16 protein-coding genes are annotated in these 21,986 nt (G+C 27.8%); 15 read left to right on the top strand and 1 reads right to left on the bottom strand.

From position 1 onward, the window contains the following. Positions 1-190 precede the first annotated feature (190 nt). The 4 genes from HF850_RS16165 to HF850_RS11860 all read left to right on the top strand — a co-directional run bounded on the left by HF850_RS16165 (position 191) and on the right by HF850_RS11860 (position 2,266). The gene (locus tag HF850_RS16165) at positions 191-376 is read left to right on the top strand and encodes a hypothetical protein (protein ID WP_347564434.1); all 186 of its coding nucleotides are present in this window, start codon (positions 191-193) and stop codon (positions 374-376) included. Between the two features lie 115 nt (positions 377-491). Next, positions 492-815: a nucleotidyltransferase domain-containing protein gene (locus tag HF850_RS11870; RefSeq protein ID WP_169105661.1), complete on the top strand. Its 324-nt coding sequence runs from the start codon at positions 492-494 to the stop codon at positions 813-815. Further along, complete coding sequence (locus HF850_RS11865) at positions 808-1,191, top strand: HEPN domain-containing protein (protein WP_169105660.1); 384 nt, start codon at positions 808-810, stop codon at positions 1,189-1,191. The genes HF850_RS11870 and HF850_RS11865 overlap by 8 nt, the downstream gene beginning before the upstream one ends. A gap of 136 nt (positions 1,192-1,327) precedes the next feature. Then, entirely contained in the window at positions 1,328-2,266 is a 939-nt protein-coding gene (locus HF850_RS11860) for an IS982 family transposase (RefSeq protein WP_169105659.1), read from the top strand. Positions 2,267-2,358: 92 nt separating this feature from the next. Here HF850_RS11860 and HF850_RS11855 read toward each other — a convergent pair whose 3' ends face one another. Continuing rightward, positions 2,359-2,790, bottom strand: coding sequence for a dihydrofolate reductase family protein (locus HF850_RS11855; RefSeq protein ID WP_347564435.1), 432 nt, complete (start codon positions 2,788-2,790; stop codon positions 2,359-2,361). A gap of 306 nt (positions 2,791-3,096) precedes the next feature. Here HF850_RS11855 and HF850_RS11850 point away from each other — a divergent pair, with 306 nt between their 5' ends. The 11 genes from HF850_RS11850 to HF850_RS11800 all read left to right on the top strand — a co-directional run bounded on the left by HF850_RS11850 (position 3,097) and on the right by HF850_RS11800 (position 21,626). After that, on the top strand, positions 3,097-4,398 hold the full coding sequence (locus HF850_RS11850) for a hypothetical protein (RefSeq protein WP_169105658.1): 1,302 nt from the start codon (positions 3,097-3,099) through the stop codon (positions 4,396-4,398). 52 nt (positions 4,399-4,450) lie between these two features. Beyond that, the gene (locus HF850_RS11845; protein WP_169105657.1) at positions 4,451-5,104 is read left to right on the top strand and encodes a hypothetical protein; all 654 of its coding nucleotides are present in this window, start codon (positions 4,451-4,453) and stop codon (positions 5,102-5,104) included. A gap of 361 nt (positions 5,105-5,465) precedes the next feature. Continuing rightward, entirely contained in the window at positions 5,466-5,825 is a 360-nt protein-coding gene (locus HF850_RS11840; protein WP_169105656.1) for a hypothetical protein, read from the top strand. Between the two features lie 360 nt (positions 5,826-6,185). Then, the gene (locus HF850_RS11835; RefSeq protein WP_169105655.1) at positions 6,186-6,563 is read left to right on the top strand and encodes a hypothetical protein; all 378 of its coding nucleotides are present in this window, start codon (positions 6,186-6,188) and stop codon (positions 6,561-6,563) included. A 167-nt stretch (positions 6,564-6,730) separates the two neighbouring features. Next, positions 6,731-8,587 (top strand): N-6 DNA methylase, encoded by a 1,857-nt coding sequence (locus tag HF850_RS11830; protein ID WP_169105654.1) that lies wholly within the window; start codon positions 6,731-6,733, stop codon positions 8,585-8,587. Positions 8,588-8,850: 263 nt separating this feature from the next. Beyond that, positions 8,851-9,867 carry a sigma-70 family RNA polymerase sigma factor gene (locus HF850_RS11825; RefSeq protein ID WP_169105653.1) on the top strand — a complete coding sequence of 339 codons (1,017 nt, stop codon included), beginning with the start codon at positions 8,851-8,853 and terminating at the stop codon, positions 9,865-9,867. An 11-nt stretch (positions 9,868-9,878) separates the two neighbouring features. After that, positions 9,879-13,103, top strand: coding sequence for a DEAD/DEAH box helicase (locus HF850_RS11820; protein ID WP_169105652.1), 3,225 nt, complete (start codon positions 9,879-9,881; stop codon positions 13,101-13,103). A gap of 493 nt (positions 13,104-13,596) precedes the next feature. Further along, positions 13,597-15,228 carry an IS1182 family transposase gene (locus HF850_RS11815; protein WP_169105651.1) on the top strand — a complete coding sequence of 544 codons (1,632 nt, stop codon included), beginning with the start codon at positions 13,597-13,599 and terminating at the stop codon, positions 15,226-15,228. A gap of 277 nt (positions 15,229-15,505) precedes the next feature. Further along, complete coding sequence (gene hsdR, locus HF850_RS11810; RefSeq protein WP_169105650.1) at positions 15,506-18,769, top strand: type I restriction-modification system endonuclease; 3,264 nt, start codon at positions 15,506-15,508, stop codon at positions 18,767-18,769. Between the two features lie 2 nt (positions 18,770-18,771). Next, a complete protein-coding gene (locus tag HF850_RS11805; RefSeq protein WP_169105649.1) occupies positions 18,772-20,190 on the top strand; it encodes an N-6 DNA methylase in 1,419 nt (472 codons plus the stop codon). A 2-nt stretch (positions 20,191-20,192) separates the two neighbouring features. Beyond that, the gene (locus HF850_RS11800) at positions 20,193-21,626 is read left to right on the top strand and encodes a restriction endonuclease subunit S (RefSeq protein ID WP_169105648.1); all 1,434 of its coding nucleotides are present in this window, start codon (positions 20,193-20,195) and stop codon (positions 21,624-21,626) included. Positions 21,627-21,986: the final 360 nt, after the last annotated feature.

Raw genomic sequence — 21,986 nt, 5'->3', positions numbered from 1 at the left:
AGATAAGAGTGAAGTAATAGCGGCAGCAATATATACTTATAAAGGTGAACGTGGAAAGGATAAGCAATATGTTTATAGAATTCTAAAGATAGAAGATGAAATATTAACATATAATTTTAGGACAATAGATGTAGAACAGCTTGATTTAAATAAAATTAGTAATGATAATCAGCTAAAGCTAGTATTTAAGATGGCAAAGGTTCTTCTTGAAACAAATCCTAATGATAGAGATATTTATAATTCTAAAATAGAACTTGCAGAAGAGCTTATTAAATATGATAAGGTAAAGAATATAAAGCAAGTAAAAGAAACAGATAATGAACTAGAAATTAAGCAGGCTATAGGAAAATATAGTCTGCTGTTTCTTTTTGAATGATAAATGTAGAGTGCTATATAAAACAAATTTATAAATTGAGAGATGTAAATTTAAGTTTATATATAAATAAATATTGGGTATAATTAAAATAACAAATAAGAAGAGGGTGAGTATAATGCCTACAAGTGTAAAAATTGAACTTGATAATATAATAAATGAAATTAATAAAACATCAAAGATAACAGCAGCATATCTTTTTGGATCATATGCTTATGGAAATCCTGGAGAAGATAGTGACCTTGATATATGTATAGTGACTGATGATAAAAGTAAGAGAAAGATTGAAATAATGAGAAAGCTAAGAAAAGCAATTGTAGGAGTTCAAAGCATTCCTGTTGACTTACTTGTTTACTATAATGATGAATTTAAAGAAAGAGCGCAGATAAATTGCACAATGGAACATGAAATATTAAGTAGGGGAGTTAAGCTATATGGATAATAAAATAGTAGCTGATGAATGGTTTAATTATGCAGAAAGAGATTTAGAATCAGCTAAATTTTTATTAAAAATGTATCCTGTTCCTATAGAAATAATTTGTTATCATTGTGAGCAGAGTGCTGAAAAATATCTTAAGGGATGGCTTATATTTAAAGGTATGCGTGCAGATAAAACTCATGACCTTGGACTACTTAATAGAAAGTGTGTAGCTATTGATTCAGATTTTAAAACAATAGAAGATGAATGTCTTGAACTTGTACCTTATGGTGTTCATGTTAGATATCCGTATGAACTAGATGTTATAGAAGAAGATATGAATACTGCAATTATATGTGCTCAAGAAATTCAGAAGTTTGTTATGTCAAAAGTAATGTAGGATTTTGGTACAGAATAAAAAAATAATATTATAAACGCATTGTGCTAGTTAATATAAAAAAACTCTAACAAAAATCAATCATTTCCATTAAAATATAATTAACCAAACTAAAAAAACTAATAAGGAGATGATTGAAATGTTAGAGTTCACTTATTATAATACTGAAAAAATTGATGATTTAAAAGACTTTTTTACAGTTGTTTTTGTTTTAATTGATGATGTTTACAATGAAATTATTCCATCTAAAATAAAAAATAGAAGGAATGTTTCAGATAGTAAACTCTCTGATTCTGAGATTATATCAATAAGTCTCGTCGGCGAAGCCTTCTCAGTTAACTCTGAAAATGCATGGTTTTACTTTGTTAAAAAGAACTTCAAAGATTTATTTCCTAATATTTGTGATAGATCAAGATTCAATAGAACTAAGCGCAATTTGTATTTGGCAATTAAAGAAATACAAAAGTACTTTTCTGAATTATCCATATTTTCAAATGATGATGTTAGAATTATTGATAGCATGCCTATTCCAGTTTGTAGATTTGCAAGAGCTTACTTCAGCAAATCATTTAAAGACATTGCATCATACGGATATTGTGCTTCAAAAAAGGAAACTTATTTTGGATTAAAACTTCATGCATTAGTCACTATAGACGGATTTATTTCTGATTTTTTCTTGACTCCTGCTGGAACTGATGACAGAGCAGCTGTTTTTGAATTAACAGAAAATAAAACATACATAAAAATAATTGCTGATAAAGGTTATGTTGATAATTCTTTGAAAAAAGAACTTGAAAATGAAAAGGATATTTTACTAATATCACTAAAAAGAAAAAATAGTAAAAATCCTTTAGAAAAGCAGCTTCGCAACGCCTTGTCAAGGACGCAACGAAGAATAGAAACCAGCTTTTCACAATTATCTGAGCAATTTAATATAAATAGAGTTTTAGCAAAATCCAAATGGGGACTGATGCTGAGAATTACTTTAAAGGTATTAGCCCATAATATTTCCTTTATAATAAATAATATTTTAGGAAATAAAGAAATGGCTCAAATAAAACAACTTGTATTTGGTTAAAAATCATTAAATTTTATATAGGCAAATTTTGCGTCTTTTGAAAATTACAATTTTTGTAATTTTCAAAATAGCACAACGCGTTATATTAAAAATTAATTATCATTCCAATGATAGATTAGTTGTACAACTCCAGAAGAGAATGTTTTGGTGTTAACCATTTTTAAATTGAATTTCTGCTTTATGTCAATAAACAACGGTTTTCCTTCTCCTAAAATAACAGGGTGAATAGACAATCTAAATTCATCTATAAGCCCTAAATTTATAAAAGTTGTAATGAGACTTGCTCCTCCATATAGCCAAATGTCTTTGCCAGGCTTACTCTTTAATTTATTTACTTCTTCAAGAATGTTTTTATTTATAAATATTGCTTTATTATCAGTATCTATTTGTGTTCTCGAAAACACATATTTCTCTTTACTATGAATCAATTTCCAAATTTCTTTTTCATCTTCAGAATCTTCATCTTTTGGAATGTATTGTCCCCATAAATCGTAACTTTTTCTACCATATAAAATAGTGTCAATTTCATTTTTAAGGAGGGAAATTATTGGAGAATAAAGAATCGATGTTATTGGGCAGTTAGGTATAATGGTAATATTTGTTCCAAAAATTTATATTATGAAGGGGCAGATGCTGGTATAGGTAGAGAGAGTGTTTCAATTATACCTTGTAATAAGGAAATAACATATTTTGACTATGAAAAAAATATATCACCAGATAATAATATTTATACAGAAAAAGAAAGATTACAATTTACATTAAACTTATTTGTAGACAATAATTTAGAACCAATATTTGATGATGAAGAAGTAACTGAATTATACAGAAAAATGTATATTGAGAAGCCTGCATTAATGAATAAATTAAGTGAAATACAGGAGCAGATTAATAACTTACAAAAAGAAGTTTTATTATCTTCTGAATTTGATTATAGAACATTACTTTCTAAATATGATGTAGATGCAATTAATGGTTCGATAATTAAGTATTATGAAGGTGTTGAGAGCTGGATTGATGAACTTATGGACAAGATGAAGTATTACGAAAGCCAGAAAGAAGATATTATAACAGACTGTAATGCTATTGGATTAGTTTTATCAAAGAAATATGAGGATAATCCTAATCTTACAGAAGAAGAAAATGAGATGCTTAAAGACAGACAAAAATTCTTTAAGAAACATTTTGAGATTGGAATGAGCAGTGTAAATACAAAGCTTTTATCTATAAAGAAGCAGGCTGAAAATATTGAAAATAGAATTGATGAAATAAACTGTGGAGATAATGCAATTAAAGAATTAGCTATGCTTGAAAATGAAGAAAGAGCAAGTTTTAGCTTCATAGCAGAAAATACTGCAAACATAATTAAAAATGCACTTATGAAAATTGAATATTTTGAAAAGAATAGAGAATTTGCAGTGTTAGCAGTAAAAGTATGGGATGAATGGACAGAGGATTATAAGGTGTTTAAGACAGCTAAAAAAGAAGAATTAAAAAATCTATGTGAAGAGGATGGAATTGAACAGGATATATGGGAAAAGTGGTATTCTGACTGGAATAAAACAAGATTTACTATCGAGAAACAACTTCTTCCATTAATACAGAGAGGATTAAAAGGAGAAATAGTATTAAATAAGGTAAGTGCATCTAATGATGTTACACAGGAAAATATAATAAATGAACTATTAGAGTTAATTAAAGAATATAAAGAAAAAGTTGATGATTTTTATATTGATGAAAGAAAAGGCATATATCAAAAGTTTGCTTTCCAAGTTGGTGGAGATCTACAAGAAAAATTTGAATCTGAAAGTGAATTATATAAGATAACATCAGCATTCCAGGAAAAGATGCAGAAAATTATATTCAGCATTGATAAAGTTGAAGATAGATTATATTTATTAGAATGGGCAAACAAAATATCATACATACAAATAGATGAAGTATTAGCTTTCATAAAGGATAAAGAATTAGTTAAGATAGGTGAAGATATAATTAAGCAGTTTATGGAATTAAAACGCAGAAATTATGATGTTTATATATCAGATGCCAAAGCATATTCAGAAGAGCTTTCAAGAAGAGAAAAAGAATATAATTCATTAATGTTTAAAATGAGAAAAGATTTAATGAAAAATTAGTATTGCAGGATAAAGAGTAGTATATAAGTTTTGTATTGGAGGTACAGGTAGTATGTATGAAATGATAACACAAGGTGAAGCAGATAGAATTAAGTACATATTAAATGAAGCTGGATTAAAAGATAAGATCAATATAGAAGTATTAAATGGGAAATATAAAATAAATGCACCTAACATTGGAGAAAGTCAAAAGTCAGAACATTATTATGGTATGGATGAATTTTATTTAATGGATAGTAACAATGGATATAATGTACTAGAGTATAAAAATAAACTATATGAAGTATTTATATGTATTGGAGAGTGGGCATATGAAACAGAATTAAAAAATGCTCATATTACAGCAGGTTCATCTAAATTTCATGACTATAGTTTTCAATTAGAATTATCTCAAGCATTTAAAGATAAAGAAAATCTTTATATTGTAAAGAATATAACAAACTTAGCTGGTAAGGGAGCATTGGTTAGATTATATAGAGGATTAGGAAAAGATAAAGCTAAAAAGGAAAATAGAAGAGAAAGATTTATACAAGAATTTAATAGTGAAATATTACCGTATAAGGGTAAGGAGTGGATAGTTATATCAAAGATATCATTAAATGACTTGTTTGATGATAATAAAAGTGAAGATATTCTTTATAATTTATTAAATTCAATATTTAAAGCTATGCTTTTAGTAGAGGGAATTGGAGAAGAGGATATTTAAAGGTCAAGTAAAAGGCGAGCACACTCGCTTTGCTGTTAAACTTTTAAATTATCGCTTCGTTATGTCTTACATTTCACCTGTCTGCTTTGGAGAAAGAGCATCGAGGAACAGAAGAAATTCCGTTCTTCACTACGCTGCATATCAAATATTTAGTTGAATACTCAGAAGAAGAGTCAAATTAGACTTTTTCAGGTCCAATTTTTATGAATTATGGCAGTACAGCAGTAAGGTTATTATTTGCTTGACTGAGTTTTTGTGTGAATATAAAGAAAGATATTAAAATGATAAAAGGGGTATTTGTAGGGAATAAAGTGAAAAGATAGGTGATAAAAGCTGTGACGATATAGAAGAAATTGATGATGTGCTTGTAATATGGTGTGCAAAATCAGATTATTTAGATTTTACTTCAATTGTTGGATGGTATAAGAATGCAACTGTATCTAGATATTATAAAGAAGTTGAGTTTGAAGATGGATATATACAAGATTATAATGTTATAGCTAAAGCGGAAGATTGTGTTCTGTTACCTGTTAATGCAAGGATTAGAAGAACATTATGGTATGTGCCTAGAAAGGGAAAAAAGAATGGACCTAGTTATGGTTTTGGACAATCTAATGTATGGTTTGCAAATGAAGCAAATGAGAATATACACTTAAAAGATTATTTAGATAGGATTATTAGTCAAATTTATAATTATTGTGGTGAAAATTTAGTAGAATAATATAAATGAATTTTGGCAAATTAGGATATACAGAAAAGTTTATAGTTATATAGAAATAATAATAGACATTTATAGTTTATTAATAAGATTAATTTGACTGTGTAACTTAAATAGTATTATCATTTTGATTCATTACTATCTACATAAAAATTTGAACTAATGATTTTTTAGTACATAAATGTTATATAGAGGACAGGCAGTGATGCCTGTTCTTTTATATTTGTAAAGGAAGCAGGCAGGGATTTAAAAGAATTTTAATTAATTTATAAAAACTAATTGACAAATAAAATCAACAAGTATACAATAAAATCATAAATTCAGTAAACGAAAAACTGAAAATAAAGAAAGGCAGGGTTAGAAGTGAAAGAGTTTGTTGGTTATATCCATATTACTAAGCATGCTAGGGATAGATTCATAGAAAGAAGATTAAATTTAACTTCAAATTCTGGGCATACTAATGTGTATAGTAAGATGATAGGCATGATTAAAAGAAGTACTCTTATAAAATGCTTGAGAAAAGATGATGGCAGGTTACATGAATATAGAGAATATGCAGGGTGTATTTTTGTTTGCCACAGAGAATATTCTAAGGATTTTTTTAAACCTGATTTAGTTACTGTAATAACAGTTGAGGTTACAGATAGAGCTATTAAAGCAGCTTTGAATAAAGGGTATAGTATAGAATCATTGAATTTAAATACTTATAAATTGAAAAAAGTTAGTGAGGTATTTGCTTAGAATTTAGGATTCAGTAAAGTATTTACCTAAATCAAGATATAAGAGGTAAAGAAAATATTGAAAAGTAAAAAGTTTAAAATTAGAGAAAGTTGATGCAATATTTTTTTGACTATTTACATTCAGTAAAGCATTTACTAAAATTAAGATATAGAAAGGTGGAATAAACATTGGAAAGTTTAACATTGATACATGATATTTTTAGAGGGGATTTAGGAGTAGATCCAGTTACTAAGAGAGAGGTAATGGCACAAGTCAGCTCTACAAAATTTATATTAGAAAATAAAGAAAGATTAAATATTGATACTACTATTGAGTGGGGATATGCATCTTTAGATAAGGAAAACTTGATAGAAGCGATGAATAAAATTAAGGAATTAACACGTTTAGAGATTTTTAGTTACAAGAAACCAATGGAAGTTATTTTAAATATGAAGGATACAGACTTTGATAAGATGATTAATATTGTTAATGCAGTTGTTAATTCTAATGATGTTGTTAATTTCTGTAATGAGCTTAGAGGAACTGCCAATGTAGATGGTAAAATGTATGATACAACTACACAAAGTAGAATTTTAGAGATTCCAATTAAATTTATTAATCCTAGTGTAGACGATACTGTTGTTGATTATTTTAACGGTGAATCTGGTACTGAGCTGGTTTTAAAAGAATATTTAAAGTTAGACGATTCTGAAGGATATAAATTAAATTATTATGGCCAGGAGATATCTAATGAAGTTTTTGCTATAGGGCAGCTTATTAATTTCTTAATTACAGGTAATAAAGATAGAATAGTTGAAGGTGATAGCTTAAAAGATCCAAAATTTATATCAGAAAATGAATTGATAAAGTTTAATGTGAGTGTTTCTAATCCACCATTTATGGTGAAGGTTGATAAGGATGTAGTTAAAAATGATACATTCAACAGATTTAAGTATGGTGTATCACAGGATATAAGCACAAATTCAGACTGGCTTGTTGCAAATCATATTTTAAGCACACTTAAAGATGATGGAAAGGGTGCTGTATTACTACCAATAGGTGCATTGTTCAGAGTTGGTGCAGAGGAAAGAATAAGAAAGAGTATTATCAGTGAAGATTTAATTGAAGCTGTAGTTAGAATTCCGTCTTCAGTCCTTTCTTATACTAATATAGTTACATGCTGGATTATTTTTAATAAGAATAAGGAAGCTAAAAGAAACAATAAAATTCAATTTATTGATCTTATAGATTTTGTTGAAAGTATAGACAGAAGAAATTATACAATCTCAGAAGAGGGTATTAATGCAGCAGTTGAAGCATATAGAAACTTTGAAGAAAATGAAATAAGCTTCATATTAGATAAGGAAAAGCTAGAAAAGAAACAATATGATTTAAATGCATTTGAATATATTAAGAGCGAGAAAATCGTGGAAAGTATTAATCATATTAAGATGGTTGAGTTTTCTACTATAGCTCAAATAAGAAGAGGCGTTCAAGTAAATAAAGGTAAGCTGGATGCATTAAATACTGGAAGCAGAAGAACACATTATCTAATATCTATTGGTAATATTGTTGATGGAAAAATAGTAGTAAATGAGTCTGATAAAATTCAGATAGAAGGAAAATGGGAAGGGGTATATGAAGTTAAAAAAGGCGATGTATTAGTAACTTCAAAAGGAACTCAGTTTAAAGTTGCTATAGTTGAAGAAGATATTAAAGCTATAGTATCAGCTAATTTATTTATTGTAAGAACTTATGAGGATAAATACTTGCCAGAAATATTAAAATACTATTTAGAAAGTGAGTTAGGCCAAAGCTTAGTTCAAGGGATAATAAAAGGAACAGCAATAAAATCCATATCCCATAAAGATATTGAAAAATTATTAGTACCTGATATAGATATGGATACACAAAGAAATGTGGCTAAAATGATAAAGCAATCTCAAGATGATTATAATAAAAGAATTTCTAAAGCTAAGGAAATATATAATGAAGAACAAATTGAGATTAAGAATGCATTGAATCTTATGGTGGAAAAGAATTAGCTTTTATGATTAGAATGATTTAAATATGAACGTTGCCACTTTTGGCAGCGTTTGATAAAGATAAAGTAAAAAATAAGAATTATATATGTCACAAATTGAGAGTAATATTAATGACTTACTAGACAAGCTCAAGGAAACATAAAATAAGATATTAAATAAATGTTCATATATTGATGGTAATATAGAAATAGGACAAGGTTAATCAATCTGTTCTAAGAAAACAGAACTAATCGACTGAGACAATATTATGGTGGTGATAAAGTATGTTTAATGAAAAGTACATTATAAGCATAGTAGATAGTTATTTGTATGATAAAAACAAATTAAATACAGAAGATTTTAAATCAATTTTTAATGAGTGTAGCAGATCTGAAGTAGTAGAAATAATTAGAATTTTAAAGAAAAATAATATTGAAATTGTTATAAAACAGAATAATAATGCTAAAGAAATTAAAATTGATGATAAAAAAAATAATAATTTAAATACTAAAAACCTAAAAAATCTTTCCAATGAACAATTATGTGCATTATATAAACAAGGGAAAAAGGAAGTATTAAATATAATAATAGAAAAAAATGAAAATTTAATTTGGAGCAGAGTTAGAAAACATAATAAGTTTCTTAAACATAAACTCGAGGAAGAAGATCTATTTCAAAGTGGAGCTTTAGGTTTGATGAAAGCTGTTGAAGGTTTTAAAGCTGATAAAGGAGCAAATTTGTCAACTTATTCTATATGGTGGATAGATCAAAAAATAAAAAGGGATATTATTGATTATGGATTTACAATTAGAATACCTGTACACATGGTGGAAACTATAATAAAAGTTACTTATATTTTAGTGAAAAATGAGGGCTTATCAAATGAAAAGATTCTTGAAATAGTTAAAAAGGAAGGTATATCTGAAGAAAAATTTAATCTGGCACTATCTTTGAGAAAAAATATTTTAACTTTAACATCAATTAATACATTAGTGGGAGAAGATAGTGAAACAGAATTAATAGACTTGATTGAAGATAAGGAAGAAAAATTGGTAGAGGATCAGGTTGTAGAAAATATAGAAAAAGAAATAATCCAATTACAATTAAATACTCTTAAAGAAAGAGAAAAAAATGTATTACAATTGAGATTTGGGTTAGTTGATGGAAAAGATAGGACATTAGAAGAAATAGGACAAGTTTATGGTGTTACTAGAGAAAGGATAAGACAGATAGAATCAAAGGCGTTAAAAAAATTAAAACATCCAAGTAGGAGCAAAAAATTAAAAGATTTTATTGAATAGGAGAAGGTATTATGAATGTAAATAAAATATTAAAAGATAAGTTAAATGAAATTGCAAATGAAAATGATAAACTTATAGTTATTAAAGGGTTTAAAAGTGATCTGATAAATGAAGATCAACGTAAAGTAAATATTGATACTATTATATCTAATAAAATGGAGTACTTTCTTACACAAATTTATAATAAGAAAAAAGTTATAAGTTATGATGAGTATTTAGCTTTATATCCTATAATTAATATGCAGTATGAAAAAATAATTATATTAGAAAATAATTTATATGTTAATTTATATCCTATGGATGTTGATATAGATAAGGATATACTTAATAAATTGCTTATAAATTTTGATGATGAAAAAGAGGGGGAAGAATATGAAATAGGAAGTATAGAAGAATATGTTCAGATTTATTCTAATGTCAAAAATATTGATGGAGAATTCTATGTTACTTATAACGAAAATTTAGACTCAGAGAAAGAAGAATACATTGAATTATTTAATCAGAGTATATCAGATGAAGTGGTTATCAATTATATTGATGGTAATCAAGAAGGAATTGATCTAAATGATGAGGAAGATTATGTTAGATTAGTTAAAAGTATAAGTTTAGGCTTGAAAAAAGAAATAAATGTTATAAACAAAAAAAATTATATAACAAATATTTTTATAAAAGAAAAGCTACAAATTTTAAATTATCTTTTTGGACAAACTACTAAAATTTCCGTAGTTTCAAAAAGAGAAAATTATAGTAATAAAAGTGTTAGAAAAGAATTTAAAGATATTTTAAGTCAATATTGGGGACATAAAGATTTCAGAAATATTAAAGTATATGATATGGCATCTTTAGATAATAAAGAAAAAAAGGTTATTGAAATATCACAAGGTGAAGTTATTGAAAGTATAGTAAGTGAAACTGAGAAATGTATAAATAATAAAGAATACAGAGATGTATTTGTAACAGCTCCGACTGGAGCAGGAAAATCTGTAATGTTTCAAATACCAGCAATTTATTTGGCAGAAAAATATGATAATTTACTTACAATAGTAATATCTCCATTAATAGGCCTTATGAAGGATCAAGTAAATAATCTAGAATTAATAAACTACAAATTTGCAAGAACAATCAATTCTGATATAACTCCAATTCAAAAACAGGAAATAATAAATGATATTGCAGATAAAAAGTGTAATATACTGTATATTTCCCCAGAAACTTTATTAAGCAGAAGTGATGTTGATCAATTAATCGGAGACAGAAAATTAGGTCTTGTTGTTATTGATGAAGCTCATATTGTAACAACATGGGGAAAACAATTCAGACCTGACTATTGGTATCTTGGTGATCATTTAAATAAGATAAAAAAGAATCAAATGAAAAAAGAAAATAAAGGAATGGGATTCGTTATTGCTACATTTACGGCTACTTCTATATATGGCGGAATAGAAAATATGTATGAAGAGACTTTAGAAAGCTTGAAGATGATAGATCCAGTAACTTATTTAGGATACATTAAGAGATATGATTTAGAAATTGAGATATTAAATCAGAAGGCAATAACTAATAAGACAGAATATGAGTTAAATAAATTTGATGATTTAATAAATCAGATTGAGTATGCATTGGCTATGGATAAAAAGATGTTGATTTATTTCCCTACAGTTGCATTGATTAATAGATTTTATGAATACTGTGATGTGAAAGGGTATAAAAGTAAAGTTTCTAAATATCATGGACAATTAGCTGGATATGAAAAAGAAGAAAATTATGAAAAGTTTTTAAATAAAGATACAAATATAATGCTTGCAACTAAAGCTTTTGGAATGGGAATTGATATTGATGATATAGAAATTGTAGCTCATTTTGCACCAACAGGTAATGTATGCGATTATGTTCAAGAAATAGGTAGAGCAGCTAGAAGAAGTGATCTTCAAGGTGAAGCATATTATAGATTTATGAGCAATGATTTTAAACATATCAATAAATTACATGGTCTATCAATTTTAAAAGAATATCAATTAATAGAAGTAATAAAAAAGGTCTATGAGTTACATTTATCTAATGTGGCAAGTCAGAAAAAAGGAAATAAGATCACAAAGAAGAGAAATGAAATGTTAGTAGATGCAGAAAGTTTTTCGCATATTTTTGAAAATCCATTTATGAATGAGGATGATGGAATAAATAAGGTTAAAACAGCTATGTTATTAATCCAAAAAGACTTTGAAAGAAAATTTTCATTTTCACCTTTTCATGTAAGACCTATACCAATGTTTGAAACTGGTTTCTTTAAAATTTCACCAGTAATTCAAAGAGAGATAGTTAAGGAATATGGGGAAATATTAAGTGTTATAGATGAAAAAATGAATATTTGTTCATTGAATTTAAAAAAGATATGGGAGCATAGATTTAATTATAAGTATTCATTTCCTCAGTTTAAATATTTAATTTATACTAAATCAAGCGATCTGCAATTTAAATTTATAAATGATATTTATTCTGCATTAATAGTAGATTTAGAATTTGAGAAAAACTTCTATAATATATATGAGAGATATATGGAAGGAATAAGAAACTTTATTAATCAAGCAGTTAGAAAAGAAGAATATTATTCAGTAGATGATATTTCTAAAGAGTTACAGAATTCTTTAAAGGTTAACAAATATAAAGCTAAAAGTATAACAGAAACTCTGATTTCTTCTATGTCAGTGTATATAAGAGATATTAGTAAGAGTACGCAGGCAAAAGCATTTACAGTTAAACCATTAAAAAATGGTGATGTTAAGTATAAGTTTTTAAATGGAACAAGTGGCTTCTTCAGATGGATAGAAAAAATATTTAAAATTGTAAGTGAAAATTCAGTTGACAATAAAATGTATCTTGTAAACGAAGGAAACCAAAGTAGTTTTAAAGAAATAATCATGGGCTTAGGTATACTTGAAACTTTAGATATACTTGTGTTTAAAGTTCTAGGTGGTAAAAATAGTCAGATTTATATATATGTCAATCAGACTAAGACTTTAAAAGAAATAATAGATCAGCCATGGAGATATCACAACAAATTATTAGAGATGGTTAGTGAAAGACATTTAGTATCAGTAGAAATGCTTACTTATATATATGAAGGAAAATTTACAAGTGATGAAATATGGAATTTAATCGAAGATTATTTCTTAGGAATAATACCTGAAAAAGTTATAAAATCATATGAGAAGAAGACAGGCAAGAAATTGAAAATATGATTTGTTTGATATTTCTTCAACTTTTATTTTTATATTCTATTTCTGGTGCATTATATGCTTTTTATCAATATTAAAAAGTTTAGAATTGTTGTAACTGAAAATTAAGTTATAAAGAAAAAAGTGGTTTTGGTATATTTGTGGCATAATTATAATAATATATAAAGAATTAGAACAATTAATAAATTATGTTATAAATAATTGTTAGGAGAAAAGATATGAATTCAGAAGACTGGCTAAAAGACAAGAATTTAGAAGAAATTAATGAATCATTAAAGCAAATCTCTCGTAGCTTAAAACCAAAAGAAAAAAACCGTAATGGGGAATTATTATAACTTGGATTGTAATAGGTATACTTTTGCTCTATATATTATATGATGTAAGTAAAATATTTTAATGAATGGGGCTGTCGCACTAAAAAATTAGTGCTCAGCCCTTTTAAAATTAACAAAACCCCAAACTTCTAGAGTTTGGGGTTTTGTAGTAAAATATAAGTATGACAAAAACAAATATTCTACAAGCTAATTATACAAGTTTTTTGAATGGTTATCAATTAACCTTGCCATTAAATATTGGTTATATGATTCCAAGTAATGATCCTGTACGTTTGCTAAGTCAATTTATTGAAGGGATGGATTTATCAGAATTATACATGACTTATTCTCGTATTAGTAGAGAAAATCAAGCTTCGCCACGAAAGTTACTAAAAATCATGATTTATGCATATATGAACAGAATTTATTCATCTAGAAGTATAGAAAGTGCATGTAAACGTGACATTAATTTTATGTTTTTACTTGAGGGCTGTCCTGTTCCAGACCATGCTACATTTGCTAGATTTAGAACGCTTCATTTTGCTCCATGTGCAGTTAATATAATGGCTCAAGTAACTAATTTTTTATTTGAAATTGGTGAAATATCAGGAGAAGCTATATTTATTGATGGTACTAAAATCGAAGCGAAAGCAAATAAATATACATTTGTTTGGAAAAAAGCTATTACTAAAAATATGAGGAAATTATTAGATAAGATAGCTGATTTCGTTGCAGAATGTGAACAACTTTATGATATTAAAATTGTTCATAATAATATTGTTCAAATGAGGCATGTTAAAAAATTAAGAAAAAAACTTTATTCAATAAAAAAGGCGGAAAATATTGAGTTTGTTCATGGAAAAGGAAAGAGAAAAAATGCTTTGCAGCGCTCGATTGAAACACTTGAAGATTATCTTAAAAAACTAAAAGAATATACAACTAAAATACATACTTGTGGAAAACGCAATAGTTATTCGAAAACAGATATTGATGCAACATTTATGAGAATGAAAGAAGATGCAATGAAGAATGGTCAACTTAAACCGGCATATAATTTACAACATGGAGTTGATTCAGAATATATCACATGGCTAACTATTGGTCCACAACCTACAGATACTACAACTTTAATTCCATTCTTAGAAAGTATGCAAGAACATTTAAATTTTAAATATCTAAAAATTGTTGCAGATTCTGGATATGAAAGTGAAGAAAATTATGGTTTCATTGAAAGTAATGGTCAACTTTCATATATAAAACCTGCTAATTATGAAATATCAAAAACACGAAAATATAAAAATGATATAAGTAAAGCAGAAAATATGATTTACAATTATGATGGTGATTACTATGTATGCAAAAACAATAAAAAGCTTTATGCAACCAACACATTAACACGAAAATCAAAAACTGAGTATAAGAGTTTAAAAACAGTTTATGTTTGCAAAGAGTGTAATAATTGCAAATTCAAGAAAGATTGTATTAAAGGGCATAATTGTAAAACTCCATTAGAAGATAGAAGTAAAAAACTTGAGGTGTCAAAAAAGTTCAATTGTCAGCGCAAGTCCGACCTGCAAAGAATTACGAGCGAAGAAGGTTGCATTTTAAGAATGAATAGATCTATTCAGGCCGAAGGCTCATTTGCAAGTATAAAACAGGATATGGGTTTTAGAAGGTTTTTATGTTCTGGTACTGAAAATATACTTGCTGAAAGTATTCTTCTTGCTTTTGCTCATAATATAAATAAATTGCATAATAAAATTCAATCCAAACGTACTGGCACATATTTATTTAAATTAACTCGAACAGCTTGATTTTTATTACATATATTTACATAACAAAACCCTTAATTATAGGGTTTTGTTAAAGTCACCTAATTTTAGAGGATAATTATTTAATTTATTTTAAATTACAATATTACTAAGCAAAAGGGACTTATCGCCAGCAGTTTTTAACTGCTAATGCGACAGCCCCTTTTTCTGTTGTATATCGAGTATTGTACTTGGAATTAAAAATAAAGAACTTCTGTAATTTTATAGCTTCAGATGTTAAAATAAAGATAGACTTTAGTATATAATGGGGGAAATAAAGATGAGTAACTTTACTTTTTTAAAAGAAAGATGGCCTATACTGGAAAATTTAGGGCGATTAGCAGAGAGAAATCTTTATATAGATTCTAATACTACATTCATTAAGTGTGGTATGTTTGGAGAGATACTTGTAAAGTACATGGTATCAATGGAAGAAGTTGATGAGACTTTAATAGCTCATGAGAATAATCATAATAATAGAATTAAGTTACTTAAAAAGGAAGATTTAATTCCAGAGGATATAGATAGTATTCTTCATATGCTAAGAGTTAAGAGAAATAGTGCAGCTCATAATGGATATGAAGATATAGAAAAAGCAAAGATACAATTAGAATTGACATATAAATTAGCTGTTTGGTTTATGCAGACTTATGGTGATTGGGACTTTGAACCAAAGCCTTTTGAAGTGCCTTCAGAAAATGAGTATGGTGAAAATGTTAATGATATAGCTAAAGAATATGATGAAAAGGTAAAAGCATTAGAGGCTGAACTTGCTAAATTAAAATCATCAGAAAAGGATAAGAAACAATTAGAAGAACGAAAAATCCAAGGTAAAAAGGCTAGTAGGCGTATTGAATTAAATGAAGCTGAAACTAGAAGAATAATAGATGCACAATTACAAGCTGCTGGTTGGGAAGCTGATACTATTAATATTAGGTATTCAAAGGGGACAAGACCCACTAAAGGAAAAAATTTGGCTATAGCTGAATGGCCAACATATTCTGAGGGAAAAGGAAATGGCTCAGTAGATTATGCTTTATTTATTGGAGAAAAGCTTGTGGGATTTATTGAAGCTAAGAAATATTCAAAAGATGTAGCTGGTATTATGGTTGAATCAAAGACTTATGCCAAAGGAGTTAAGGAAGAACATAGTGAATATGTTGTTTCTAAATGGAATGAATATAAAGTGCCATTTTTATTTACTTCTAATGGAAGAAAGTATATAAAAGAGATAGAAGATAAAAGTGGTGTTCATTTCTTAGATTGTAGAAATCCTAAGAATAATGAAAAAGTACTTCAAGGATGGTATTCACCAGAAAAGCTTGAAGCTATGCTTAATGAAGATATTGCTAGTGCAAATAAATCATTAGATGATATGAGTTTTGAATTTTTACAAAGTGAAAATAGTATTGGACTTAGATACTATCAAGTTGAGGCAATAAAGGCTGTAGAAAGAGCTATTATAGAGGGTAAAAAATCAGCTTTAATTACTATGGCAACTGGTACAGGTAAAACAAGAACGGTATTAGGATTAATTTATAGATTGCTTAAAACTAAGAGATATAGAAGAATACTTTTCTTAGTTGATAGAACTTCTTTAGGTGATCAAGCTATGGATACATTTAAGGAAGTTAAGATTGAAGATTTAAAAACATTGAATCAAATCTACAATATAAATGGATTAGATGAAAAATTAATAGATAAAGAAACTAAAATTCATATAGCAACAGTTCAAGCTATGGTTAAGAGAATAATGTATAACGAAGATGAAACTAATGTGCCATCAGTTGGTGATTATGATTGTGTAATAGTAGATGAAGCGCATAGAGGTTATACATTAGATAAGGAAATGACTGATAGTGAAATTGAGTGGAGAGATAACAAAGATTTCTTGAGTAAATATAAGAAAGTTATAGAGTACTTTGATGCATTTAAGGTTGCATTAACAGCCACACCTGCACTTCATACAACTATGATATTTGGAGAGCCAGTGTATAACTATAGTTATAGAGATGCTGTTATTGATGGATATCTTGTAGACCATGAACCTCCACATTTAATAGAAACAGAACTTACAAGGGATGGCATTCACTATAGTAAAGGTGATAAGGTTGCTAAGTATAACAAGTATACAGGCGAACTTATTAATGGAGCTGAACTTGAAGATGATATGGATTTTGAAGTAGATTCGTTTAATAAGAAAGTAATAATAGAGTCTCACACAAGAGTAGCATTAGAAGAGGTGGCAAAGTATATTGATCCTGAAAATGATGAAGGAAAAACATTAATATTTGCAGCTAGTGATGCTCACGCTGATATGATAGTTAGAGTATTAAAAGAAATATTTAGGGATACTATAGGTGGAGTAGATGATGATTCTATTTTAAAAATTACAGGTTCAATAAAAGATCCAGATCTAGCTATTAAGAGATTTAAAAATGAAAGATACCCTAATGTAGTTGTTACAGTTGATTTATTATCTACAGGGATAGATGTACCTAAGATTGATAAAATAGTATTTTTAAGAAGAGTAAAATCTAGAATACTTTATGAACAAATGTTAGGAAGAGCAACTCGTCTTTGTGATGAAATAAATAAAAATCACTTTGAGATATTTGACTGTGTAAGACTTTATGAAGCATTAAAAGATGTAACTAATATGAAGCCAGTTGCAGCAAGTAAAACTACTAGCTTTAAAATATTAAAGGAAACATTAGAAAGATCAGATAATGAAGAAGAAAAAGAAGCTACAGTCAAAAAAGTTATTGCTAAGCTTCAAAGAAAGAAGAAATTAATAGATGAAAATGAAAAGTTAATCTTTAAGAGCTTATGCAATGATAAAACACCTGAAGAATTTATAAAAGAATTACAACAAGTTAGCACTGATTCTGCTGTTAAGGCAATTATTAATAATAATTCACTTATTGAATATCTTGATGAAAAATATAGTAGTGATGAAGTTATAATAGTATCAAAAGCAGAAGATAAACTTATATCTCATACTAGAGGATATGGTAAAGGTAAGAAGCCTGAAGATTATATTGAAGAGTTTAAAAATTATATTGAAGAAAATAAAAATACTATTCAAGCTTTAGAAATTGTTTGTACTAGACCACAGGATTTAACTAAGGAAAGTTTAAAACAATTGAAAGCAGTACTAGATAACAATGGCTTTAGTGAAGAATATCTCAAAACTGCTTGGAAAGACTTAAAACATGAAGAAATAGTTGCAGATATAATTGCATTTATTAGACAACAAGCTTTAGGTAGTCCATTAGAATCTAATGAAGAAAGAGTTAAGAGAGCTGTTGCAAGAATTAAAAGAGAGTATGATTTAACTAAGCATCAAGAAAATTGGCTTAACAGAATAGAAAAAGTAATGTTAAAAGAAGTAGTAATAGATAAAGAAACATTAGACACTGGAGCATTTAAAACTCAAGGTGGTGGATTTGACAGATTAAATGAAAAGCTGTTTAATGGAAATCTAGGAGAAATATTAACAAAATTAAAAACATACATGTTTGAAGGCAAGGAGATTAGCTAATAATGAATACGCAAGAAATAGTAAGTAAACTTTGGAATCTTTGTAATGTACTTAGAGATGATGGTATAACTTATCATCAATATGTTACAGAATTAACTTATATCTTATTCTTAAAAATGGCAAAAGAAACTGGATCAGAAAGCAAGATTCCAGAAGGATATAGATGGGATGATTTAAAATCAAAAAGTGGAATAGAGCTAAAAACTTTCTACAAAGATTTATTAAATTATTTAGGAGATAAGTCTACAGGAAGAGTACAACAAATATATCAAGGTTCAGCTACTAATATAGAAGAACCAAAGAACTTGGAAAAGATAATAACAACAATAGATGGATTAGACTGGTACTCTGCTAAAGAAGAGGGATTTGGAAATCTTTATGAAGGACTTTTAGAAAAGAATGCATCAGAAAAGAAATCAGGAGCAGGGCAATACTTTACTCCAAGAGTTCTTATAGATGTTATGGTTAAGCTTGTAGATCCAAAGCCAGGTGAAAAATGTAATGACCCAGCAGCAGGAACATTTGGATTTATGATAGCAGCAGACCACTACTTAAAAGAAAAAACAGATAACTATTTTGATTTAGATACAGATTTAGCCGAATTCCAAAGAACAGAAGCTTTCTCAGGATGTGAATTAGTTCATGAAACTCATAGATTAGCACTTATGAATGCAATGTTACATGATATTGAAGGAAATATCATATTAGGAGATACATTAACTAATGTAGGAAAGCAAATGAAAGACTTAGATGTAGTGCTTTCAAACCCACCTTTTGGTACTAAGAAAGGTGGAGAAAGAGCTACTAGAGATGACTTGACATTTATGACATCAAATAAGCAATTAAACTTTTTACAACACATATATAGAAGTTTAAAAGCAGATGGAAAGGCAAGAGCAGCAGTAGTATTACCTGATAATGTTTTATTCCAAGAAGGTGATGGAACTAAAATAAGAGAAGACTTAATGGATAAATGTAATCTTCATACAATACTAAGACTTCCAACAGGTATATTCTATGCTCAAGGAGTTAAGACAAATGTATTATTCTTTACTAGAGGAACTGAAGATAAAGGTAATACAAAAGATGTATGGTTCTATGATTTAAGAACTAATATGCCTAACTTTGGTAAAACTAATCCATTAAAAGAATCTCATTTTGATGAATTTGTTAAGGCTTATACAGCAGAAGATAGAGAAAAAGTAGAAGATGAAAGATGGAATAAATTCACTAGAGAAGAAATTAGAGAAAAGAATGATAATTTAGATTTAGGACTTATTAAGGATGATTCAATTCTTGATTATGAAGATTTACCGGATCCAATTGAAAGTGCAGAAGAAGCAGTAGCAAAGCTAGAAGAAGCAACAGACTTGCTTATGAGCGTTATTAAAGAATTAACAGCTCTTGAAAGTGAGGAATAATGATGGCTAAGAAGAAAATGACATTGGAAGAAAAGTTAGAAGAAGCTATTGTTAAAGATATTCCTTATGAAGTGCCGGAGAATTGGATATGGGTAAAGCTAAATGGTGGTTTTGCAGATTGTTTAGATAAGTTTAGAAAACCTATTAATTCAGCAGAGAGAGCAAAAAGAGTTGGGGAAATACCTTATTATGGTGCTACTGGTCAAGTAGGGTTTATAGATGATTACTTAACAAATGAAAACTTAGTTTTAGTAGGAGAAGATGGAGCACCATTTTTGGATATCTTAAAGAATAAGTCATATATTATTGATGGAAAGGCATGGGTAAATAATCATGCACATATATTAAAATCTTATTATGGAATTGATGGCAATAAGTATTTGATGCACTATTTAAATGTATTTAACTACAATGATTATGTAAATGGAACTACTAGATTAAAGTTAACGCAAGCGAGTATGAATAAAATACCAGTGCCACTTCCACCATTAAAAGAGCAACAAAGAATTGTTGATAAAATAGAAAGTCTTTTTGAAAAGTTAGATAAGGCTAAGGAATTAATAGAAGAAGCTAGAGATGATTTTGAAAAGAGAAAATCTGCTATATTGGAGAAAGCTTTTAGGGGGGAATTGACTAAAGCGTGGAGAAGAAATAATTTGATTTTAGATAATCAAGTAATATTAAGAATTAATGAATTTTATTCTGATAAGTTATCTAAGAAAGAGTATAAGATATTAACTGAGTTACAATCTAAGAGTGATACTGATAAAACTATTAAAAACTCTAATTGGATAAAATGCAATATAGGGGCTATTGCTAAAGTAACTAATGGAAGTACCCCATCTCGAAAAGAGGAAAATTTTTGGGGTGGGGATATACCATGGGTAAGTTCTGGTGAGGTTAAAAATAATAGAATTAATCATACTAAAGAATGTATTACAGAAGAGGGATTTAAAAATTCATCTGTAAAATTAATCAAAAAGGGATCTGTGTTAATTGCTATGATTGGCGAAGGTAAAACGAGAGGACAGAGTTCTATATTAGATATAGATGCAACTATAAATCAAAATATAGCAGCTATTGATTTAAGCCATGAAGAAGTTATGTCAGAATTCTTATGGTATTGGCTACAATATAATTATAAAAGAAATAGAGGTAGTGGAAATGGAACTGGTCCAAAAGCTTTAAATTGTCAAAAAGTAAGAGAATTGGATTGTATAGTGCCACCCAAAAGAGAACAAATAGAAATAGTGGGAATTTTAGATAAGCTTTTAGAAGAGGAATCAAAAATAGAAGAACTTACCCAATTAGAAGAACAAATAGAATTAATAAAAAAATCAATATTAGCAAAAGCGTTTAGAGGTCAACTTGGAACAAACTGTGAAGATGATGAAAGTGCTTTAGAGTTATTAAAAAAGATATTGAGTAAAGAATAAGGTGTAAATAAAAAGTCTTGGTTAAAATATAATCAAGGCTTTTTATTTACATAGTTATTTGAAAGTGTATTTTTACTATCGATACTATTATTTTAAGATATTTTTAAATGGTATATTATACCTAAATACATATATATGATTGATTAAAATTAAAAAATATGGATAGAATAATGTTAGAAAATACAACATTTTTTGTTGTCAAAGCCAACAAAAGAGCATATAATATTAAATGTAATGGATAGTGTAAAGTACGCTATGAAAAATGATATTTTAAAAAAATAATAACTAAATAATCAATATAAGTAAGAATTAGTGAATTACTACCGAAATTTGGGCATAAGGAATAGGCCTCCGACGGCG

The organism is Clostridium sp. SM-530-WT-3G (assembly GCF_012843905.1).
Classification (GTDB): Bacteria; Bacillota; Clostridia; order Clostridiales; family Clostridiaceae; genus Clostridium.
This window is presented reverse-complemented; position numbering and strand designations above follow the sequence as displayed.

Bases quoted from the DNA above. Each gene is read 5' to 3' on its own strand.
- HF850_RS11860 (WP_169105659.1), top strand. From the start codon at position 1,328: ATGTTAGAGTTCACTTATTATAATACTGAAAAAATTGATGATTTAAAA.
- HF850_RS11805 (WP_169105649.1), top strand. From the start codon at position 18,772: ATGAATACGCAAGAAATAGTAAGTAAACTTTGGAATCTTTGTAATGTA.
- HF850_RS16165 (WP_347564434.1), top strand. From the start codon at position 191: ATGGCAAAGGTTCTTCTTGAAACAAATCCTAATGATAGAGATATTTAT.
- HF850_RS11845 (WP_169105657.1), top strand. From the start codon at position 4,451: ATGTATGAAATGATAACACAAGGTGAAGCAGATAGAATTAAGTACATA.
- HF850_RS11850 (WP_169105658.1), top strand. From the start codon at position 3,097: ATGTATATTGAGAAGCCTGCATTAATGAATAAATTAAGTGAAATACAG.
- HF850_RS11825 (WP_169105653.1), top strand. From the start codon at position 8,851: ATGTTTAATGAAAAGTACATTATAAGCATAGTAGATAGTTATTTGTAT.
- HF850_RS11815 (WP_169105651.1), top strand. From the start codon at position 13,597: ATGACAAAAACAAATATTCTACAAGCTAATTATACAAGTTTTTTGAAT.
- HF850_RS11820 (WP_169105652.1), top strand. From the start codon at position 9,879: ATGAATGTAAATAAAATATTAAAAGATAAGTTAAATGAAATTGCAAAT.
- HF850_RS11800 (WP_169105648.1), top strand. From the start codon at position 20,193: ATGGCTAAGAAGAAAATGACATTGGAAGAAAAGTTAGAAGAAGCTATT.
- HF850_RS11865 (WP_169105660.1), top strand. From the start codon at position 808: ATGGATAATAAAATAGTAGCTGATGAATGGTTTAATTATGCAGAAAGA.
- HF850_RS11870 (WP_169105661.1), top strand. From the start codon at position 492: ATGCCTACAAGTGTAAAAATTGAACTTGATAATATAATAAATGAAATT.
- hsdR (WP_169105650.1), top strand. From the start codon at position 15,506: ATGAGTAACTTTACTTTTTTAAAAGAAAGATGGCCTATACTGGAAAAT.